Annotated in this window: 18 protein-coding genes and 1 pseudogene; 11 read left to right on the top strand and 8 right to left on the bottom strand. The window is 38.5% G+C overall.

The features are described 5' to 3' along the window. Window positions 1-434: pseudogene (locus tag B4F08_RS07190) on the bottom strand (UDP-glucose 6-dehydrogenase); the annotation flags it as partial. 174 nt (window positions 435-608) lie between these two features. On the opposite strand from B4F08_RS07190, the gene B4F08_RS07195 reads away from it, so the two are divergent. The 8 genes from B4F08_RS07195 (at window position 609) to glf (ending at window position 7,923) form a co-directional block, all read left to right on the top strand. Then, complete coding sequence (locus tag B4F08_RS07195) at window positions 609-1,379, top strand: glycosyltransferase (RefSeq protein ID WP_291373953.1); 771 nt, start codon at window positions 609-611, stop codon at window positions 1,377-1,379. Between the two features lie 22 nt (window positions 1,380-1,401). Further along, the gene (locus tag B4F08_RS07200) at window positions 1,402-2,145 is read left to right on the top strand and encodes a hypothetical protein (protein ID WP_291373954.1); all 744 of its coding nucleotides are present in this window, start codon (window positions 1,402-1,404) and stop codon (window positions 2,143-2,145) included. Between the two features lie 2 nt (window positions 2,146-2,147). Beyond that, on the top strand, window positions 2,148-2,966 hold the full coding sequence (locus tag B4F08_RS07205) for a glycosyltransferase family 25 protein (RefSeq protein WP_291373955.1): 819 nt from the start codon (window positions 2,148-2,150) through the stop codon (window positions 2,964-2,966). After that, window positions 2,966-4,015 carry a glycosyltransferase gene (locus B4F08_RS07210; RefSeq protein ID WP_291373956.1) on the top strand — a complete coding sequence of 350 codons (1,050 nt, stop codon included), beginning with the start codon at window positions 2,966-2,968 and terminating at the stop codon, window positions 4,013-4,015. The genes B4F08_RS07205 and B4F08_RS07210 overlap by 1 nt, the downstream gene beginning before the upstream one ends. 42 nt (window positions 4,016-4,057) lie before the next feature. Next, the gene (locus tag B4F08_RS07215; RefSeq protein WP_291373957.1) at window positions 4,058-4,894 is read left to right on the top strand and encodes a glycosyltransferase family 25 protein; all 837 of its coding nucleotides are present in this window, start codon (window positions 4,058-4,060) and stop codon (window positions 4,892-4,894) included. A 21-nt stretch (window positions 4,895-4,915) separates the two neighbouring features. Then, a complete protein-coding gene (locus B4F08_RS07220; RefSeq protein WP_291373958.1) occupies window positions 4,916-5,734 on the top strand; it encodes a glycosyltransferase family 25 protein in 819 nt (272 codons plus the stop codon). A gap of 243 nt (window positions 5,735-5,977) precedes the next feature. Further along, complete coding sequence (locus B4F08_RS07225) at window positions 5,978-6,814, top strand: DUF707 domain-containing protein (protein ID WP_291373959.1); 837 nt, start codon at window positions 5,978-5,980, stop codon at window positions 6,812-6,814. Beyond that, complete coding sequence (gene glf, locus B4F08_RS07230; protein ID WP_291373960.1) at window positions 6,814-7,923, top strand: UDP-galactopyranose mutase; 1,110 nt, start codon at window positions 6,814-6,816, stop codon at window positions 7,921-7,923. Before B4F08_RS07225 ends, glf begins: the two co-directional genes overlap by 1 nt. Before the next feature lie 74 nt (window positions 7,924-7,997). On the opposite strand, the gene B4F08_RS07235 is transcribed toward glf, so the two are convergent. The 4 genes from B4F08_RS07235 to B4F08_RS07250 all read right to left on the bottom strand — a co-directional run bounded on the left by B4F08_RS07235 (window position 7,998) and on the right by B4F08_RS07250 (window position 12,279). Then, a complete protein-coding gene (locus tag B4F08_RS07235; RefSeq protein ID WP_291373961.1) occupies window positions 7,998-8,219 on the bottom strand; it encodes a hypothetical protein in 222 nt (73 codons plus the stop codon). Window positions 8,220-8,371: 152 nt separating this feature from the next. After that, a complete protein-coding gene (locus B4F08_RS07240; protein ID WP_291373962.1) occupies window positions 8,372-9,256 on the bottom strand; it encodes a lysophospholipid acyltransferase family protein in 885 nt (294 codons plus the stop codon). Between the two features lie 322 nt (window positions 9,257-9,578). Beyond that, window positions 9,579-11,363, bottom strand: a complete 1,785-nt coding sequence (gene aspS / locus B4F08_RS07245; protein WP_119064669.1) for an aspartate--tRNA ligase — start codon at window positions 11,361-11,363, stop codon at window positions 9,579-9,581. Between the two features lie 151 nt (window positions 11,364-11,514). Beyond that, the gene (locus B4F08_RS07250; protein WP_086210426.1) at window positions 11,515-12,279 is read right to left on the bottom strand and encodes a DUF4184 family protein; all 765 of its coding nucleotides are present in this window, start codon (window positions 12,277-12,279) and stop codon (window positions 11,515-11,517) included. Window positions 12,280-12,417: 138 nt separating this feature from the next. Between B4F08_RS07250 and znuD the strand changes: the two genes are divergently transcribed. Both znuD and B4F08_RS07260 read left to right on the top strand, forming a co-directional pair. After that, the gene (gene znuD / locus B4F08_RS07255; protein WP_291373963.1) at window positions 12,418-14,454 is read left to right on the top strand and encodes a zinc piracy TonB-dependent receptor ZnuD; all 2,037 of its coding nucleotides are present in this window, start codon (window positions 12,418-12,420) and stop codon (window positions 14,452-14,454) included. Between the two features lie 152 nt (window positions 14,455-14,606). Then, window positions 14,607-16,070: a phospholipase D family protein gene (locus B4F08_RS07260; protein WP_291373964.1), complete on the top strand. Its 1,464-nt coding sequence runs from the start codon at window positions 14,607-14,609 to the stop codon at window positions 16,068-16,070. A gap of 120 nt (window positions 16,071-16,190) precedes the next feature. Here B4F08_RS07260 and B4F08_RS07265 read toward each other — a convergent pair whose 3' ends face one another. Beyond that, entirely contained in the window at window positions 16,191-16,643 is a 453-nt protein-coding gene (locus tag B4F08_RS07265) for a hypothetical protein (RefSeq protein WP_110974671.1), read from the bottom strand. A 194-nt stretch (window positions 16,644-16,837) separates the two neighbouring features. Between B4F08_RS07265 and B4F08_RS07270 the strand changes: the two genes are divergently transcribed. Next, a complete protein-coding gene (locus tag B4F08_RS07270; RefSeq protein WP_291373965.1) occupies window positions 16,838-17,293 on the top strand; it encodes an RcnB family protein in 456 nt (151 codons plus the stop codon). A 69-nt stretch (window positions 17,294-17,362) separates the two neighbouring features. Here B4F08_RS07270 and B4F08_RS07275 read toward each other — a convergent pair whose 3' ends face one another. Together B4F08_RS07275 and B4F08_RS07280 are read right to left on the bottom strand one after the other, a co-directional pair. Next, entirely contained in the window at window positions 17,363-17,860 is a 498-nt protein-coding gene (locus B4F08_RS07275; protein WP_110974673.1) for a phosphate-starvation-inducible protein PsiE, read from the bottom strand. Window positions 17,861-17,999: 139 nt separating this feature from the next. After that, the gene (locus tag B4F08_RS07280; RefSeq protein ID WP_291373966.1) at window positions 18,000-19,781 is read right to left on the bottom strand and encodes an acyl-CoA dehydrogenase C-terminal domain-containing protein; all 1,782 of its coding nucleotides are present in this window, start codon (window positions 19,779-19,781) and stop codon (window positions 18,000-18,002) included. Window positions 19,782-19,962 lie beyond the last annotated feature (181 nt).

Consider the following 19,962-nt stretch of genomic DNA (forward strand, 5'->3'; position numbering starts at 1 on the left):
TCACGTAAGAATTCAGGTGAAAAAATAATATTGTTTGTGTTAAATCGCTGTCGCATTCTTTGTGTAAAGCCGACAGGTACTGTCGATTTAATGATGATGGTCGCAAGCGGGTTGGTGTGTTGGATGTCGTGAATGACTTGCTCCACACTTGAAGTGTCAAATTGATTGGTGATGGTGTCGTAATTGGTGGGCGTTGCAATGATAATAACCTCAGCATTTATGTAACTATCTATTTTATTTGACGTTGCTTTAAAATGAAGCTTGTCATTTTCTAGGAAGAATGAGACGTCGTTATCTTGAATTGGCGAGATTCGTTGATTTAACTTATGAATACGATTTTCATCAATATCAAAGGCAGTGACACAGTGCTGCTGCGCTAAAATCATAGCATTAGAAAGTCCAACATAGCCTAACCCGACCACTGTAATTTTCATTATGTCGATTCTAAATTATTTTTTATTACGATACAGGAACAAGATGTCATGTAAATGAACCATCCATTTCAGTTTAATTACCGTGTAATTACTTGGGATTTTATGGCTCAAATCTTCAATCAAACCTAGACTATGTTATGATGCGAAGTACTATGTAGATCGGTAGTTTCAAGCATGTCTTTACATGAAAATGATGACGTTTTAAATACGACAGAACAACAAAATCAGAATATTGTGCTGTGTATGAAGTGGGGAACCAAATATGGTTCGGACTACGTTAATCGCTTGTATAACATGGTAAAACGCCATACTACCGTTGACTTTAAAATGGTGTGTTTAACTGACCGTACCGATGGTATTGATCCTGCCGTACAGTGTTTTCCTATTCCTCCATTAGCACTTCCAGAGGGGAGTCCTGAACGTGGCTGGAATAAATTGTCTACGTTTGAGCCAGATCTTTATGGTTTAAAAGGCAATGCGCTCTTTTTAGACTTGGATGTCGTGATTGTTGATAACATCGATAGTTTCTTTACCTATTCTGGGGATTTTCTGATTATTCACGACTGGAAGCGTCCTTGGCGTATTACGGGGAATAGTTCAGTTTACCGTTTTAAGTTGGGTGCTTTTTCTGGATTGATGCCATATTTTCGTGAGCATTTTGATGAAATTCGTCAAAAGTTCCGCAATGAGCAAGCCTATTTGTCTTGGTATGTCGATCAAGAGAAAAAGCTCTCTTACTGGCCTGACAGTTGGTGTAAAAGTTATAAGTATCATTGCTTGCAAAAAATACCTTTGGCGTATTTTAAACCGCCCGTAAAACCCGAAGGCGCAAAAATTATTGTTTTCCATGGGGAAATTAACCCACCTGATGCAGTAAATGGCGGTGGTGGTAAATGGTATCGCTATGTGTTGCCATCAGATTGGATTAAAGAGGCTTGGCAGTAAATATTGTTGGTTAGGATTGAACATGCCTGTAAGAAAAAAAAGCAAATTTGAACAATGGTTTTCATTTAGCCGTCATCAACGTCGATTTGGGGCAGATAAGATCTATGCTCAGTTTAATGGTGTAGACCTCGACGCACTTAAAAATCAGATTATTGATGGTAAAGAAGTTCGCTATACCCATGGTTCAGCTAAAGATTTAAATGAACATATTGAGCAGCTAAAGTTGGAGTTTGTAGGCCAGCCTGAAGTTAATCATTTTCATGCAAGTTTGATTGTTCTGATTCGTCGTGAGGTAGATGTTGAAGAAAACTATCAAAAATTTAAGACATTATGGTTAAGTGAGACGGAATATTTATTGAAATCATTGAACATTCGTTGGTTAATTTCTGCCTGTGATACTTTTATTGATTTAGAAGATGATCCATTATTACAAGCCATCTTAATGAATGCTGTAGTATTGATCAACACTGTTAAATTACAGGAAACTGAAAGATTTTTATGTAATCAGTCTTTACTTGTAAATCAAGAACATCAGCGGTTATTGCAACAACAGCGTTATGCTTTGTTTGATGGAACTTCAGCATTTGCAGTAGGTACTGATGACACGTTAAGAAATATGCGTTGGCGCTTAGATCAGATTTGTGCAGCGCATAATTTAGGTCAAATTGTGATTGAAATTTTCGATCGATTGCAAAGAGAAGAAAACAATAATGTCTACATGCGTTTTAAACAAAGGCATACTCGTGAAAAAAACCGTTGGTGGTAAATATGCATGTACTTATTATTAATTTGAAAAATTCTATAGATCGTTTAGTTTATCAAGAGAAACAGTTGTCACGTTTGGGTTTGCACTTTGAGCGCATAAATGCTGTGTCAACGCATGATTTGAGTGAGGAAGAATATCAACAGTTGGGTTTTGGATGGCAACGTCCTCTTCGTAAAGTAGAGCTTGCTTGTTTTTTGAGCCATAAAAAAGCGTGGGAGCTTGTTATAAAAAAACAAGAAGTAGCATTAATTTTAGAGGATGATGCAGTTTTAGCATCACATCTTCCTAAACTTTTAGTGCAGATAGAGGAACAAGATTTTAAAGACGTAGATCTCATTAATTTTGAAGTTCGAAGTCGTAAAAAAATAATATCTAAACAACCTGCTTATACTTTTTCTGCCTTAGAAACAGAGTTATTTGAGCTTTATCAAGATCGAACTGGAGCTGCGGGTTATCTTCTCTATCCTTCTGGAGCGCAAAAATTATTGGCTCGACTAGAACATTCTGCCCCTGCGATTGCAGATGGCTTTATATTTAGCTGTTATGAACTGCGTTCTTTACAAGTGGAGCCTGCTGCAATTATTCAAGAAGATCAAATGAAAGCTTATGGTTTAATTACGACAGTAGACTTTGATTCAACGATAGGGCGTTCCGAGAATTATAAAACTGAATATAGTAGTACTAAGGAAAAGAAAAAGTTTAAAAAACGACGTATCGCAGGGCAATGGCTTATGGCATGTCGCTATCTCTCTGTATTTTTCAAAGTAACTAAGCGATTTATTTTACTCGATCAAAAAAGATTTAATAGGACTCAGATGTAATGAAGAAGAAAGTCGTTTTAGCGATTTTTACTTTACAAGGAAATGGAGCAGAGCGATTTGCTTTGACATTGGCTAAAGGTATAAATAATGCGGGACACGAAGCCCATATTGTATATTTTAAGAATATAATTGATTTACCAATTCCTGATGGTGTACAAACTCATTTTTTCGACTATCAAAAATTTCGTGCTATACCTAAATTTATGCGGGCAGGAATTGCGGCAAAAGCCTTTGATAGATTTGTACGAGGTAAAATAGGAGAGCCTGATTTAGTTCTGTCAAACTTATTCCCAGTAGATTTTGTGTTGTGTAAGAGTACTTTACCAAATGTTCATTTGGTTATTCATAATACAACATCGTTAGAATATGGTGAACGTTTATTCGTTATGAGAGAGCGGCTTGCTAAGGTTTACTTAGCAAAGCCATGCGTAGCAGTAAGTCAGGGCGTTAGAAATGATTTTATTGAACTGTTTGGTTCTAAAGGTAGAATAACGACAATTTATAATCCTATAGATATAGAGCAGATTGTAAATACAGCAAATGAATATATACCCGAGCCTGAGCTAAATGGAGGGTATATTGTTCATGTAGGTAAATTTAAACATCAAAAAAGACACGATATTCTAATTAAGGCTTATGCAAAAGCAAATATTACTGAAAAGCTTGTACTTGTTGGGACAGGCGAATTGTTTGACGGGGTTAAGGCTCTAGTCAAAAGCTTAGGTATTGAAAATAAAGTTATTTTTACGGGTTTTAAAAAGAATCCTTATCCCTATATGAAACATGCCAAGTTTATGGTGCTCTCATCTGATTTTGAAGGTCTGGGTTTGGTAATTTTGGAATCGCTAGCTTTAGGTGTGCCAGTAATTAGTACGGATTGTCTTTCTGGTCCTAGTGAAATTTTACCTACCCAATCTTTGACTCCTGTTGGGGATGTGGATGCTTTAGCAAATAAGTTACAATGTTTTGTAGAATTGACAAATATTACTTGTAATTTAGATAAAAAGTTTACTATGGAAACGGCAGTACAATCATATTTAAGCCTATGATATTGGTATATCGCAAGTTTAGAATAGGTAAAGTAGGTTAATATGAACGTAAAAATTTTTCTTATAAATCTTGATCGTAGACCAGATCGACTACAGTATGTACAACATCAAATGGAAAGGTTAAATTTAGAATTTACGAGAATGTCAGCAGTAGACGGTGAGTTTCTTTCTATGGAAACGCAATCTTTGATTAATATTGAGCAATTCATAATTGAAACGAAGAAAAAACCTGTTCTCGGAGAATTAGGTTGTGCCCTTTCTCATCGTAAAGTCTGGGAAAAGATTATTGATGAAAATATAGAGTATGCTTTAATTTTAGAAGATGACGTTAAAATAAAAGAAGAGTTATTAACATTTTTACATAATTTCAAATTCTATGAATTTTTTGACTTTCTTAATTTGTCTACTAACAAACCATACAATATAGATGTTGATGTATTACATAGGCTGAAACAACTAGGAATGTTCGAAAGAAAAAGAATAGATCCGAATCTTAATGTTTGGAAAAAACTTGAATGGCGTAATAAATGGAAAATTTTTAAATTACACTATAATAGTGGTCTAGTTGCCTTGGAATGTGATCCTGCTCCTGCATTAGGTAGTGGTTATATTATATCTAATAGAGCAGCTCAAAGTTTTCTCAACTCAAGTGAAAAACTCAACTTCCCAATAGATTGGATTTGGCGATACGCCAAAGGTGAGTTAAGACAAGGTTTTTTGGCACAGCCTCTAGTTATACAGGATTTGAAAGATACTGATATTAAGGGTCGCGAAGACTTCTTGAGTCTGAATTTAGTGCAAAGGTTTAAAAGAAAATTTTCTAGAGTTAGCCGAAAAAATCGATTGATGGATATTAAAAAATTATATCCAGATGCATGAAATTAGTATGGTGCAATATACGTGAATATCCAGATTATTAGTTTAGCAACAGAGTTTAATCGCAGAGCTCACATGTCTGTTGAAATGAAAAAGCATAATATTTTTAGTTATGAATTTTTTGATGCAATTTCTTCAGTCGATATAAAATTGACAGCTGAGAAACTAGAGATTGATTTAGATAATTCAGAATTAAGTAATGGTGAAAAAGGATGTTTATTAAGTCATATATCTTTATGGAAAAAGATGGTTGTTGAAAACTTAGATTATTTAGTAATTCTTGAGGATGATATCTATCTCGGTCAAGATGCAGATTTATTTCTAAGTTCGAGTGATTGGATTCCAACAGGAATTAATTTTATTAAATTTGAAAAGTTTTCAAATCATATATCAGTTGAAAAAGAATCTCTAGATATAAAATGTAATCGACAGCTATTTCAATTGAAGAAAGAGCATTTAGGAACAGCAGGCTATTTAATAAATCAAAGTATGGCAAAGAAATTATTAACCTATGTGGGGAGTTTATCTTTTTTTAAACCTGTAGATCAACTTATCTTTAATGATTTTATTGTAAGCCAAGTTGAACCAGTTTATCAAATGGTACCTGGTCTAAGTATTCAAGATTTTTTATTAGAAAATAAAACTACTAGTCTAGTGAGTTCTATTGAGCAAGAGAGAATAGCCGCTAAGAAAAAAAGAAATTTATACGAAAAAAGTAAACGTACTTTTGGTGAAAAAATTTTAAAAGAAATATTCAGACCAGTTTTTCAACTTTATTTAGTTTTGAAGCCTTTTTTTCAGGGTGCTAATACTAGTAATGAAGTGAAAATGTGGTTTAGGTAGAAATTAGGTTGTAGGTCTAGATATTAAATAGTATAGCTCAATTTATGATATTTGTTTAACGGGCTGGGATAGCTTTATTTTTAGGACATTGCTTAAGTAGTCATTATTATTAAATTTCATCATATTAATGTTAATGGATTTAAAAATTTAACATTATAAAATTTAGATTGGTGATTTTAACTTTTTAAATAGTACTTATGAATTCCTAAATCAGTATATTGTAGTTTATTTAAGGTAAAAACTTTGAAAAATTTAATAGTTGTGCGTTGTGGTGATAAGTCACTCCATGAAAAATGGCTTCATGGTAATCCAAATTTTGATATAGCAGTAAGTTATTTTGGTGATAACTTTTTGTTTGATAAGTCAGGGTTGACATATTTACATACCTTTAAAGGCTCAAAATGGGAAGGATTATCAAATTTTTTTGATACTTTAGATTTTTGGAAAGAATATGACGCAATCTGCTTACCAGATGATGATCTTGATATGTCTACTAGTGATCTTAATAAATTCTTTGAATTATTTCATTTTCATAAATTTGATTTAGCACAGCCTTCGCTTGATATGAGAAGTTATTATTCATGGTCCATTGTACTTCAGAATAGATCATTTAAATATAGGGAAACAAATTTTGTAGAGGTTATGGTGCCTTGTTTCAATAAAAAGTCTTTTAATAAGCTTTATTCTACGTTTAAAGAAAATATTTCTGGATGGGGGTTAGATCACTTATGGCCAAAACTGCTAGGGAGTACTGCTAAAATTGGAATTATTGATGAGATTTCAATTTTTCATACGAGACCAATTGGAACAGCGGGGAGTGGGATGGGTAGAAAGGTTTTAATCAAAAAAAACTTTTTTTCTAAACCAAAAATTTTGACACCCCAAATGGAACTTCGAGGTGTTATGCAAAAATATACTGTAAACCAGAATGTTAATTGTTTCAGAGCATTAGATACGCATGATAGTATTATTGAAGCTAATAATCCTGATTTTATAAAAAAGTTTATAGAGGGATGTGATAAGAGGGTGTTAGATAAAACAATATTAAAATATGGCTACACATCTATAGGTATAAAGTGATGAAGGTATTAATTGTTGGAACTGGTTTTACTGGGGCTGTAATTGCTAGAAAATTAGCAGACTCAGGTATACAAATAACGATTATAGACCAAAGATCGCATGTTGCAGGTAATTGTTATACTGAGCGAGACTCGAAAACAGGAGTTATGGAACATGTGTATGGTCCACATATTTTTCATACTGATGATAAAGAAGTATGGGATTTTGTCAATCAACATGGCGAGTTAATACCTTTTATTAATAGGGTAAAATCTATCTTTTCGAATAAGGTATATTCGCTACCTGTTAATTTGCATACAATTAATCAGTTTTATGATAAAGCATTGTCACCAGCGCAGGCCAAAGAATTTATTAGAAATATCGGAAAATCAGATATTATTGAACCTGAAAACTTTGAAGAACAGGCGCTGAAATTTATAGGTATTGACTTATACGAAGCTTTTTTTAAAGGGTATACGAAGAAGCAATGGGGAGTAGATCCTAAAACGTTACCAGCAAGTATTTTGAAAAGATTACCAATACGTTTTAATTATAATGATAATTACTTTAACCATGCTTATCAGGGGATTCCAAAGGATGGGTATACTCCTATAGTAGAGTCTATCTTGGATCATCCATTGATCGATATAAAATTGAACCAAATTTACAAAAAAAATATGCAAAATGACTTCAATCATATTATTTGGACTGGAAAATTGGATGAATGGTTTGACTATAGTTTTGGACGTTTGACATATCGGACTTTAAGGTTCGAGAAGTATTATGCTGAAGGAGATTTCCAAGGCAATGCTGTAATTAATTATGGTGACGAATCAGTGCCTTATACTCGAATTTCTGAACATAAACACTTTGCACCATGGGAAGAGCATGGGCAAACTATTTATTTTAAAGAGTACAGTGGAGATTGTGGTGAAAAAGACATTCCTTATTATCCAGTTAGGTTAGCTGATGACAAAGATATCTTACAAAAATATGAGGAAAAAGCTAAAAGTGAAAAAAATGTAACTTTTGCAGGGAGGCTAGGTACTTATAGTTATATGGATATGGATGTTACTATAAGACAAGCTTTAGATATTGCTGATAAACTGAAGTTAACTTTAAATACGTAGATTATAAGGCAGAGCACTGTTCCAAGTGATCTGCTTTTTGATTTTAATCTTATGTATTTTAATAGTTTAAGAAGTTAATCTTTCCTATCCGCATTGCCTTTCAAGACCATATAAATTAGGCCGACAAAAATCACAAAAGCACCCGCAAGACTACTTACACAGAAAAAGACAATCCGATTATAGGTTGTTAAATTAAACAATTGATTGTCTAGTATGTAACGCATGAACAACCATTGCGCGATAGCAAAAACAATTAGCACAATACCGCGACGACGGACTTCAGGACGCATAGCCATTTGCTTGCTCACAACTGATATAAAACAGGACGCTATTATGCCATTGCTGAGAATTGATCTCAAATAAATAAAAGTATGCCAATCAACCCTAAACTAAATAATTTTGATTTTATCTTATCGTCCTGTTTGGATCATGTCTTGCTCTATAGCATTTATACGGGTGGCAACTTTTTATACGCATTGATCTTGCCTGCACAATTTCTAAAACGTCTATAGGACCAAATGTATTGTTCAGGTGCTTGGTTAATCATGTCTTGCATGGCAAGGTTTAAACAGTCCACAGACTGCTGTAGGTCTTTCGATAAAATCTCCTGAGATAACTTAGTACAGTACACATTAAAACCCGTTGCATCCGTATTACGAATACAACTTAATCCAATCACATTACATTGCGTTTTGGCGGCCATTTTTGAGACAAGAGTTGCGGATAATGTATGTTGTTGGAAAAAATATGAATAAATACCGCCACTCGGTTTTGGCAGATGATCGGGTAAGATTACGGTGAGGCCACCTTGTTTTAAGTGTTTGAAGATACTGCGGATCCCTGTTTCATCAGTAGGCACAAGAGTCGCATTAAACTTCTGGCGTGCTTCTAAAATATAGCGGTTCACTCCCTTCGTTTTATAGGGTTTATACATGATCATGGGTTGTGTATAGACGTTTAACCATGCATTTAACAGTTCCCAACAGCCGAAATGCGGAACAACCACAATCACGCCTTTTTTATTGGCTAAAGCCTCTGTGAGGACAGATTCTCCGTGAATATTTTTGAGTAAATCTAGGCTGTATTGGGGTGACATGCCCCAGCATTTTAAAAATTCAATATAAGTCTGACATTGGCTTTGAATGCTGAGATGAACGCGTTTCTGGAGTGTTGTTGGAGCGAGTTTAGGGTAGGCCAATTGCAGATTGATGCTGGTAATACGTTTGATTGAAGAATCATTATAATAAAGAAGGTGTGCAATTCCGCGAGCGATGTATTGTAGAAAGGGTAATGGCAAAATTGAAATGCTTTTAAGTAAATAATACATAGCCATATTTAAACTCAGAGATCTTATGCAAAAGATGTGATGAGAGAAAATTTTGCAAAGAAACTTAAAAATCTAAGATAGATAAAATCAAAAAAAGATGAGCGTCTTAAGAACAAAATAAATGAATAAATCAACAGAATGCTTTAGTGCCAGAACTGCTGCAATAAAATATAGACTATCGTGACCCACTGTAAGTGCGATAGATCAAAAGTTCAAAGGAAATTTTGGAAAATTTGAAGCGAAAAATCGGATCTATGGGGGAGGAGACTGCCTTGTCTTAAATAAAAAACCCTGCACATGGCAGGGTTTTTTAATCATAATCTAAAGATTATTTAGTTTCTTCAGCTTTTGGTTTTTCACGTAAACGAATACCCAAATCACGTAGTTGGTTTGATTCAACTGGTGCAGGCGCTTGTGTTAATGGACATTCAGCAGTTTTTGTTTTCGGGAATGCAATCACATCACGAATAGAAGCACCACCTGTCATGAGCATTACTAAACGGTCTAGACCGAATGCCAAACCACCATGCGGAGGAGCACCGTAACGTAATGCATTGAGTAAGAAGCTGAATTTCTCTTCGGCCTCTTCTTCACCAATGCCCAAAGCTTCAAAGATTGCTTTTTGCATTTCTAGGTTATGAATACGTAGTGAACCACCACCAATTTCAGTACCGTTTAACACCATGTCATAAGCCACAGAAAGCGCAGCACCTGGGTTGTTCTTCACATCTTCAACGCTTGATTTAGGCAGTGTGAATGGGTGGTGAACAGAGGTCCATTTGCCATCATCTGTTTCTTCAAACATTGGGAAGTCAACCACCCAAAGCGGTGCCCACTCGCAAGTCGACATCTTCAAGTCATGACCGACTTTAATACGTAAAGCACCCATGGCATCGTTGACAACTTTAGCTTTGTCTGCACCAAAGAACACGATATCGCCATTTTCTGCACCTACACGTTTCAATAGATCAAGCACGATCGGCTCGATGAATTTCACGATTGGAGATTGTAAACCTTCGATGCCTTTTTCAAGCTCGTTTACTTTAATGTAGGCTAAACCTTTCGCACCGTAGATGCCGACAAATTTCGTGTATTCATCAATTTGGCTACGTGGTAAAGAAGCTGCACCCGGAACACGTAATGCAACGATACGGCCTTTAGGATCTTTAGCAGGACCTGCGAATACTTTGAATTCAACTTCTTGCATCAGGTCTGCAACGTCAACCAATTTCAACGGAATACGTAAGTCTGGTTTGTCCGATGCATAGTCACGCATAGCATCTGTATAGGTCATGCGTGGGAATTTATCGAATTGAACATCAAGCAGTTCTTTGAACATCTTAACTGTCAACGTTTCCATTAAATCCATGATGTCATCGTCACTCATGAACGATGTTTCAACGTCGATTTGGGTGAATTCAGGCTGACGGTCTGCACGTAAGTCTTCATCACGGAAACATTTTGCGATCTGGTAGTAACGGTCAATACCACCCACCATCAACAATTGTTTGAATAGTTGTGGTGACTGTGGAAGTGCATAGAAGCTACCGTTAGATACACGGCTTGGCACTAAGTAGTCACGTGCACCTTCAGGTGTTGCACGGGTTAAAATCGGGGTTTCAACGTCTAAGAAACCATTGTCTTCGAAATAGTTACGAATGAGGTTGGTTAGCTTAGAACGGAAACGTAAACGATCTAACATTTCAGGACGACGGATGTCCAAGAAACGGTATTTCAAACGAATTTCTTCAGAAATATTGGTGTTGTCATCATTCAATGGGAATGGAGGTGTTTCAGATGCCGCAAGAACTTCGATTTCTTTGCCCAAAACTTCGATTTGACCGCTCACCATATTGGCATTTTCTGTGCCTGCATAACGGCGACGCACACGGCCTGTAATTTTTAATACGAATTCTGAACGTACTTTGTCCGCAGTTGCGAATGCTTCAGGAGTGTCAGGGTCAATAACCACTTGCACAAGACCATCACGGTCACGCATATCAAGGAAGATGACACCGCCGTGGTCACGGCGACGGTGTACCCAACCGCAGAGGGTTACTGTTTCATCAATTTGAGCTTCGGTTAAAGAACCGCAGTAATGAGTTCGCATCATGGCGTTAAAAATCCAACTATATGGCTAAAGGTAGCGAATACGTAAACAGCGTACCGCCAGAAATAAAGGTAGGATTATGCCTCTTTGGACACCTAGTCTCAAGGTATAGCTTAAAAAAGGTATAAAATTGCTTGCCAGTCTTGCTGCAAACTTAGCCTAAACGGTGATCACGATCTAAAAATAAAAACAGAATGCAGCCAAAGATCAATATCAGTAAAGCGACTTGGCTAAATTCATTGATACTCCGCCCAGTAAAATAATATAGGTCTGACTGCCAAACTTGCGTAGGGATATAACGCGCATAGTCCCAAACACTCACTAGACCACCCAAAAGGCTGAATATGAACAGCCCAATGGCAAAGCGCCTGATTTTTAAACTGACAGGAAAATGTTGTTGGTATGTTTGGTAATAACGCCAACTCATCCATGCCAACAAAGGCAGAGCCAACGCCGATGTCCCAATTTGTAAAATACGGTGTAGTGGGAATGGGTGTCCTAGCAGTGCAACATTCTGGCTTAAAAAGTCCTGAAAAAATAAGGTTCGGAAGTCGGCATGAGTGAGTCCATCCCAGAATAAATGCGTGGCCGTACCGAGAAGTACTGCCAGGATGGTGCCTGTTAAAAATTTAAAAATACGCATTGCACTGTTGAGCCTAAGCTCATGCTGAATGCCCACAAAACGATAAAAACAGGGCCGTAATAGCACATACCATAAAATACAAAAACTGAGTCCAATCCAAAGATCAGGGTGAATCAGTGACGTCCAATAGTGGGTGATATTTGAACTGGTCTGCGTAAACAGTCGATACAAATCGGGAGTCATGCAACCAATGGCAATCGCCGCAACTGGCAATCGGTCACCACTGAGTTTGGCTAAGGGAGGTGCGAGAACAGCATGTGAAATGGTAAAGGGCATTGTTATGTCTTAAATTACATAGACTTAAAATTTATGATTCAGTTTAACTGCTTTTTAAAATAGAAATGTTTTTTATTGCAATAAAAATGGAATGTTATATTATAACAATATTCAAAACTTGTAACTTGAGTCAGTTCCATGTCTTTTCATAAAAATTTGATTACGCTTTCTATTTTTACTGTCGTCGCACCAGGGGTTTTTGCAGAGGAAGCAACAACACAACTAGAAACGTTGACCAGTCAAGCCCATCCTTTGGTACAAACAGCGGCAGACTTTGCAGTCGCCGATCAGGTGATTGAGCAAAAAACATTAAAAGAACGTGCACCGACCATTGGAGATGCTTTGGCAGATGAGTTGGGGGTGTATTCAAATCAATATGGTTCAGGTTCAAGCCGACCAGTGATTCGTGGTCAAGATGGCCCACGAGTGAAGGTCTTACAACACGCCTCAGAAACTGCTGATGTCTCGGCTTTATCGCCGGACCATGCCGTGACGGTTGATCCGATTTTGGCGAAACAAGTTGAAATCATTCGTGGTCCTTCAACCCTATTGTATAGTGCAGGCACCGTGGGTGGTTTGGTTAATGTGACCGACCAAAAAATTCCAACAAGCATGCCTGAAAAGGGTATCGAAGGTACGGCAGGGTTACGTTACAACACGGGTAGCGACGAAAAATTGGCCAGTGCTGGGGCGACTGTTGCGTTGGGAAGTCAGTTTGCTCTACGGGTTGAGGGTTCAAAGCGTGAAGCAAATGACTATATTGCCCCGAACTACTACCATGAGCATGAGGGTGAACTCGAAAAAGAACGCCGTGTTGGAAATACCTTTGCCAAAGGCGAAACTGTCAGCATAGGGGGTTCATGGATTGGGGAGCGCGGTTTTGCGGGTATCGCCTATACCAATCGTCAAGATCAATATGGTCTACCGGGGCATAATCATGAATATGAAAGCTGCCATCCGCACGATGACCATTTACATTGTGGTGCGGATGGGCATGACCATGATCATGAAGAACACGAGGCAGGGCCTTGGGTTGACTTAAAGTCAGAACGTTATGATTTTCGTACAGAAGTCTTAAATCCGTTTGTAGGGTTCGATAAACTACGTGCGCATGCCAGTTATACTGACTATCAACATGATGAAATTGAAGGCGATAGTGTTGCAACCACCTTTAAAAGTAAGGGTTATGATGCGCGTTTAGAGTTGGTGCATCAGCCAATTGCAGATTGGGAAGGTGTGGTTGGCGTACAGTACAATCAACAAAAATTAGATATCACTGGTGAAGAGTCCATTTTAGACCCAACCAAGACGCAAAAATGGAGCGTATTTGGTTTAGAACATAAGCAGTGGAAGGACTTCCATTTTGAATTCGGTGCGCGTGTCGATCAGCAGACCATTGATATTGAGTCTGATCGCAAAGACTATGATGATTATGGCGTATCTTATTCGGGTGCTGTGAATTGGATGTTTGCACCCAACTATAAACTGTCTTTGGTTGGATCTCATCAGGAGCGTTTACCTTTAGCGCAAGAGCTTTATGCTGATGGTAACCACCTAGCGACCAATACCTATGAACGTGGTAATGAAAATCTCGATGTTGAAAAATCCAATAACTTGGAGTTAGGTTTCCATTACGACACGGATAAAGTTGATTATCACGTGCATGTCTACCACAACTGGTATGACAACTATATTTATGCACAAACCACTGACCGTTATGAAAACTTCCGTCTAGTAGACTACACCCAAGACAAAGCGCGTTTTTATGGGACTGAAGCAGAAGCGTCTTATGCCATCAATGATGTGTATAAGATGAGCGTGTTTGGTGACTATGTACGTGGCAAAATTGACAATGAAAATGCTCCGCGAGTGCCTGCTGGTCGTTTAGGCACCAAAGTGAATGCAAACTTTAGTGATACGTGGTCGGGTACGGCAGAGTATTACCATGTATTTGAGCAAGATCGAATTGCAAGCTATGAAACGGAAACTGCGGGCTATAACATGGTCAATCTTGGCTTGGCGTATAATGGTCAATATATGCAGAGCAATGATTATCGTGTGTATTTCAAAGCCAATAATCTCTTGGATGAGACGGTTTATTCGCATGCTTCATTCCTATCGACCATTCCACAAGTGGGGCGTAACTTCACAGTTGGGCTTGACTTTAGTTTCTAAGGTGCTACTTCAAGCTTCAACCCAACCTTTTCCGTAAAGAGGGGGGCTTCTTCTCCTTTGTGGAGAGGTTGCCAAAACATCGACAACAGAAATCCTCTTGAAAAATCAAACAATAAAACCTAGTCTGAGCATATTGGACTAGGTTTTTTGTTATGCGTATCTTTCGAAAATTACATCAAAAGCTCAACTGGACTGCGACTCGTTACGTTGGTGTCGTGGTGGGCTTGCTGGCTCTAACTTACTTAAGCTCAGCGGTTTATCATACTGTTAAACCACTGCCTGATGGGTTGGACTATACTGGCAAGTTACGTCATGCCGATGTCAAATTTATTGCAGATCAAACCTATATTGATGCACAAGGTAAACAGCAACAAGATCACCATATTTTCAACGAAGTGTTTAAGTTGATTGAAGATGCACAAACCACGATTGTGCTGGATATGTTCTTGTTTAATGATGAAGTGGGGACATCTCAAGTATCACAACGGGCGTTGACTCGTCAGTTGACCGATGCATTGATTGTCAAGCGTAGCTTGCATCCGAATATTGAAATCAAAGTCATCACTGACCCGATTAACTCAGTCTATGGCGGGCTCTTACCTGAGCATTACCGTAAACTGCGTCAGGCGGGTGTGGATGTGATCGAAACTGATTTACGTCCGCTCCGTGCTTCTAACCCTGTTTGGTCAGGTTTTTGGTATATCTGTTGTCAAAATGCAGGCAATAATCCCGATGGTGGTTGGTTAGACAATCCGTTTGGGGATGGAAAAATTACGCTACGCAGCTATTTAAACCTATTTAATTTTAAAGCCAATCATCGCAAAACTTTAGTGGTCGATACCGCACAAGGTTGGAAGACATTGGTGACATCTGCGAATCCGCATGATGGCAGTTCGCGACATTCCAATGTGGCGCTGTTGGTGACAGGCAATACCGCAATTGATGTCTTGAAAACAGAGCAAACTGTGGCTCACATGTCTCAGGGCGATGTACCGATGGTGATTATGGGGGAGTTTGAAGCCAGTCCATCCCAGCCTCAAGTTCAAGTGCTGACTGAAAAAGCAATTCTAGATGCAACACTCAACTTGTTGAATAGTGCAAAAGCCAATGATCAGATTGATTTGGCGATGTTCTATTTGTCTGAGCGTCAAATTATCAATGCTTTAAAAGATGCACAGAACCGTGGCGTTAAACTTCGGATTTTACTCGACCCCAATAAAGATGCATTTGGTCGTCAAAAGAATGGAATCCCCAACCGCCAAGTTGCGTCTGAGCTAAACGATGCAGGTATTACAGTGCGTTGGTGTAATACTCAAGGGGAACAGTGTCATAGCAAAATGGTTTTAAAACGCCATGCGCAAGAAGCAGAGCTCATTTTGGGTTCAGCGAATTTTACTGCACGTAATTTGAAAAATTATAACTTGGAGACTAATTTACGTGTGATTGGTCAATCTAAAGCAGCGGTGTTTACAGATGCTCAGCAATATTTTGATGGGGCATGGTCGAACTTAAATGGTCGTCAAATGAGTGTGGACTATGAGCAATATAAAGATGAGTCAAAACTCAAATATGGGCTATACCGCTTTATGGAGTGGAGTGGTTTGTCGACGTTTTAATTTCGAATTCCTTTTTCCATTTCTTGCCGTTTCATGAAAAGCGGTACTTCTCCTATATTGTGCAAGATGAAAAATCCCTCTTTTTAAAGAGGGATTGAGGGAGATTTAATTTTTAAGATTTTACTGCTCAGGATTGGGCGGGATGATTTGATCCAAATCTTTATCGGTCATCTTATCGAGTTCATGTAGATCGGTTTTGATTTTCCATTTTTCAGCATCTTCTACTGGACTTGGCAGACGTGCTTCTAACCAGTCACAAATGACATCGGGTGGAAAGTCAGCGTGGTTACACTGAATGACCCATGCTAAGAATTGCTTGGCTTCACCATTCATGTACGGTGGAGGTGAGACAGGTAAAAACTGTGTCGGGAGGCGCTCATTTTTAGAAATATAGTTCAACACATGCCCAAGTTCTTGCACGGTTTGCCATGCCAAAGGATGATCTACATCAATTTGGAACTTAAACCACCACGCACTTTTTCCATCTGTACCATAAGCATCAATCAGATTTTTTTGAATACTGGGAACTTTGCAAAAATATTCATAGAGTCGATCAAAACTTAATTCAGCCACGGCGTGATCATCCAATACAATTATAAACTAAGGCTAAGTATAAACTGAAAACTCCTGTGATTTTTGATTTTCAAAGAAATCCAGTTTGTCACCTTATAGCGACGATAACCAGCAATGATCTAAAATCGACATTTTGTACATTTTTTATCCATTAAATTGGTTTAAAATAATAATATTCACCTCAGTGGAGGAAGATGATGAAATATTTAAAAATAATCTATGGAATAAGTTTACTCAGCTTATTTCCTGCACTGAGTTTTGCTCAACCAGTGACGCGTTATTATGGAAAACCGCTGACTTCGCAAACGCAACGTTTTCCAACTTATGCGGGGCCTTATCAGGGTTTAACCACGCGACCTACATCACCGCCTCCAATTGAGCCTCCTCATCACAGACCACCTCCGCACCATCCTCCTCATGGCGGGTATCCGATGCGACCAGGTGTGAGTATTATTTATCGAGCGCCTAGTTATTCAACTTATAGTCAGGAAACCAATAGCTATGTGTACGGGGATGGCGATTCCAGCATTGAAAGCCGTGATTATGTATTGATTACCGATTGGCGACGTTTAGGGCTGCCAGACCCACCTGAAGGCATGCACTGGATTTTTGAAAATGGACGTTATGTTTTAGAGCCGGATTCAAAATAAATGAATCTTTGATTGATACAGAAAACCCTCCGTTGTTTATACGGAGGGTTTTTTAATGGTCAATAAAAATTAAGCGAGTTCATCATCTTGTGGACGTGGTGTTTTGCCTTCAGCTAAGGGTTTGTCAGCATGTTTATCCCGAATCACCGAAGGATAATTCCATGACGCATAACGGACCACCAGAATGGCAAGAGCCATAATTAATATTGAGCCTGTGATAATGACTAAATCCATATCGGCTTTGTGGTCGTGTTGGATGTCCGAAATGAGTAGCCGAGTGAGGGCAGTGATCGCAATATAAATTAAGAAACGAACAGGCATGTGGTTGGTTTTAAAGTAGATACCGACCATTGCACCCAGCTCTAAGTAGATGAATAACAGTAAAATATCATCAATCGAGGCGTACTGTTTAACGGTTAGGATCTCATAAACAGTATGACCAGCCGACCAAATCACCATACAGCCAATAATAAATAAAGCCACATAGTGAAAACTTTCTACTGCAGTATTGCCTAATTTATCGAGGAGGGTTTCAATTTTCTCTATTTTAGGATCACGGTTGGTCATGCTAGCCTCCTCATACTTTGCAGATATTATATTGAATCATATGCAAATTTCATGCAAATGACGAGAAGTTGATTATAAAAAGCTGACGTTAAAAAAAAACGCCTGACTGGTCAGGCGTTTTTTATCGTGTTTAAACTAATTAAGCTTGGTTGGTGAAGTAGTCTTCAGAGAAGTTCATGATAACTTCTGCACCCGCTTTTACTTTTGCAATACGTAAGTCGATTTCAGGCAAAATACGCTGTGTAAAGTAAGCCGCAAGCGCCAATTTGTTTTGATAGAAATCACCATCTTTGGCTTTGGCCGCATTGGCAATTTTTGCAAACATATAAGCAAAGCTAAGTAAGCCGACTGCATGTAAGTAATCCACTGCTGCAGCATTTGGAAACTCTGCACTTTCAGCAGCACGTTCAAGAATATACTTGGTTACTTCTTCCACTTCAGTTGCTGCATCGAGTGTTGCATCTTTAATGAAGTTTAGGTCCGCATCTAAGCTGTTAGCAAAGTCACGGATTTCAGAAATGTAGTCTGCGATAAATGCACCACCACATTTAATGGTTTTACGACCAATTAAATCTTGAGACTGAACACCGTTCGTACCTTCGTAGATTTGTGCAATACGTAAGTCACGTACACATTGCTCCATGCCCCATTCACGAATATAACCATGACCACCGAAGACCATTTGTGAATCAATCACTGCATTAAAAGCAGTATCTGTTAAATAGGCTTTTGCAATTGGAGTTAGCAGTGCCACACGGTCATTGGCTGCTTTCACAGCTTCAGGGTCTGTTGAGAACTTGGTGATATCAAGTTGTTGACCGACATAGACAGCAAAGGCACGCGATGCTTCGTTGTTCGCACGTGCATTCAGCAACATACGACGAACGTCACCATGCACAAGAATGCTGTCTGCAGGCTTAGCAGGTGATTGAATACCTGATGCACTACGACCTTGTAGGCGGTCTGTTGCGTACTGTGCAGCATTTTGGTAAGCAAATTCAGATGCACCTAAACCTTGGATACCCATCGACAAACGTTCGTAGTTCATCATCACGAACATCGCCGCAAGGCCTTCATTTTCTTTACCGACCAAGAAACCCTTGGCACCGTCAAAGTTCATCACACAAGTCGCAGACGCTTTGATCCCCATTTTATGTTCAATTGAACCCGGGCCTGCTGCATTACGTTCACCGACAGAACCATCTGCATTCACCAAGAATTTAGGTACGATGAATAATGAAATACCACGTGAACCCGCAGGTGCATCTGGTGTTTTCGCTAGAACCAAGTGAATGATGTTTTCAGCTAAGTCGTGGTCACCGCCAGTAATGAAGATTTTAGTCCCTGTAATGTTATAGGTGCCGTCTTCGTTACGTTCAGCTTTAGTTTTGATAATGCCTAGATCTGTACCTGCATGTGGCTCCGTTAAGCACATTGTTCCAGACCATTCACCTGAGTAAATTTTAGGTAAATACGTTTCTTTTTGCTCTTGAGAGGCATAGCTGTTCAGTGCCATACCAGCACCAACAGAAAGTAGCGGATAGAGCATGAATGATGGGTTGGTTGCGAACAGCATTTCATCTGCAAGAACGGTCAGCATTTTAGGCATGCCTTGACCGCCCCATTCTTCATCAGCTGCTAAGCCAATCCAACCGCCTTCAGCATATTGTTTAAATGCTTCTTTAAAACCAGCAGGTGTGGTGACTGCACCATTGCTATAAGTTGCACCTTCTTCATCACCTGTACGGTTTAAAGGCAGGGTAACGTTCTGCGCAAATTTAGCCATTTCTTCGAGGATCGCTTCAGCCGTTGCGCTGTCTACATGAGCAAGATTTTCATTAGACTGCCAGAACTGTTCAGCATTGAAAACGTCATTGAGGATAAACTTCATATCCGCAAGTGGGGCATTATAAATTAGCATGTTCGTTCACCTGTTTATTGTTTGAATCTCTGTAGACTTAGGACAGCTTAATGGACAACGGTGGATGTTGTCAGATGACCCAAGCGAAATAACGCTCTATTTATAAAGAAAAAGGACCGTCAAAGCTATGACCGTCCTTTCTCTATTTCTGTACTCAAGAGTACAACATTTCAAATATCAA

The organism is Acinetobacter sp. UBA6720, from assembly GCF_002454215.1.
Classification (GTDB): Bacteria; Pseudomonadota; Gammaproteobacteria; order Pseudomonadales; family Moraxellaceae; genus Acinetobacter.

What these genes read in the sequence shown, in the direction of transcription:
- B4F08_RS07275 (WP_110974673.1), bottom strand. Translation starts at nt 17,860, where the DNA reads ATGACCAACCGTGATCCTAAAATAGAGAAAATTGAAACCCTCCTCGAT.
- B4F08_RS07215 (WP_291373957.1), top strand. Translation starts at nt 4,058, where the DNA reads ATGAACGTAAAAATTTTTCTTATAAATCTTGATCGTAGACCAGATCGA.
- znuD (WP_291373963.1), top strand. Translation starts at nt 12,418, where the DNA reads ATGTCTTTTCATAAAAATTTGATTACGCTTTCTATTTTTACTGTCGTC.
- B4F08_RS07280 (WP_291373966.1), bottom strand. Translation starts at nt 19,781, where the DNA reads ATGCTAATTTATAATGCCCCACTTGCGGATATGAAGTTTATCCTCAAT.
- B4F08_RS07250 (WP_086210426.1), bottom strand. Translation starts at nt 12,279, where the DNA reads ATGCCCTTTACCATTTCACATGCTGTTCTCGCACCTCCCTTAGCCAAA.
- B4F08_RS07200 (WP_291373954.1), top strand. Translation starts at nt 1,402, where the DNA reads ATGCCTGTAAGAAAAAAAAGCAAATTTGAACAATGGTTTTCATTTAGC.
- B4F08_RS07235 (WP_291373961.1), bottom strand. Translation starts at nt 8,219, where the DNA reads ATGGCTATGCGTCCTGAAGTCCGTCGTCGCGGTATTGTGCTAATTGTT.
- B4F08_RS07260 (WP_291373964.1), top strand. Translation starts at nt 14,607, where the DNA reads ATGCGTATCTTTCGAAAATTACATCAAAAGCTCAACTGGACTGCGACT.
- B4F08_RS07270 (WP_291373965.1), top strand. Translation starts at nt 16,838, where the DNA reads ATGATGAAATATTTAAAAATAATCTATGGAATAAGTTTACTCAGCTTA.
- glf (WP_291373960.1), top strand. Translation starts at nt 6,814, where the DNA reads ATGAAGGTATTAATTGTTGGAACTGGTTTTACTGGGGCTGTAATTGCT.
- B4F08_RS07240 (WP_291373962.1), bottom strand. Translation starts at nt 9,256, where the DNA reads ATGGCTATGTATTATTTACTTAAAAGCATTTCAATTTTGCCATTACCC.
- B4F08_RS07210 (WP_291373956.1), top strand. Translation starts at nt 2,966, where the DNA reads ATGAAGAAGAAAGTCGTTTTAGCGATTTTTACTTTACAAGGAAATGGA.
- B4F08_RS07195 (WP_291373953.1), top strand. Translation starts at nt 609, where the DNA reads ATGTCTTTACATGAAAATGATGACGTTTTAAATACGACAGAACAACAA.
- B4F08_RS07205 (WP_291373955.1), top strand. Translation starts at nt 2,148, where the DNA reads ATGCATGTACTTATTATTAATTTGAAAAATTCTATAGATCGTTTAGTT.
- aspS (WP_119064669.1), bottom strand. Translation starts at nt 11,363, where the DNA reads ATGATGCGAACTCATTACTGCGGTTCTTTAACCGAAGCTCAAATTGAT.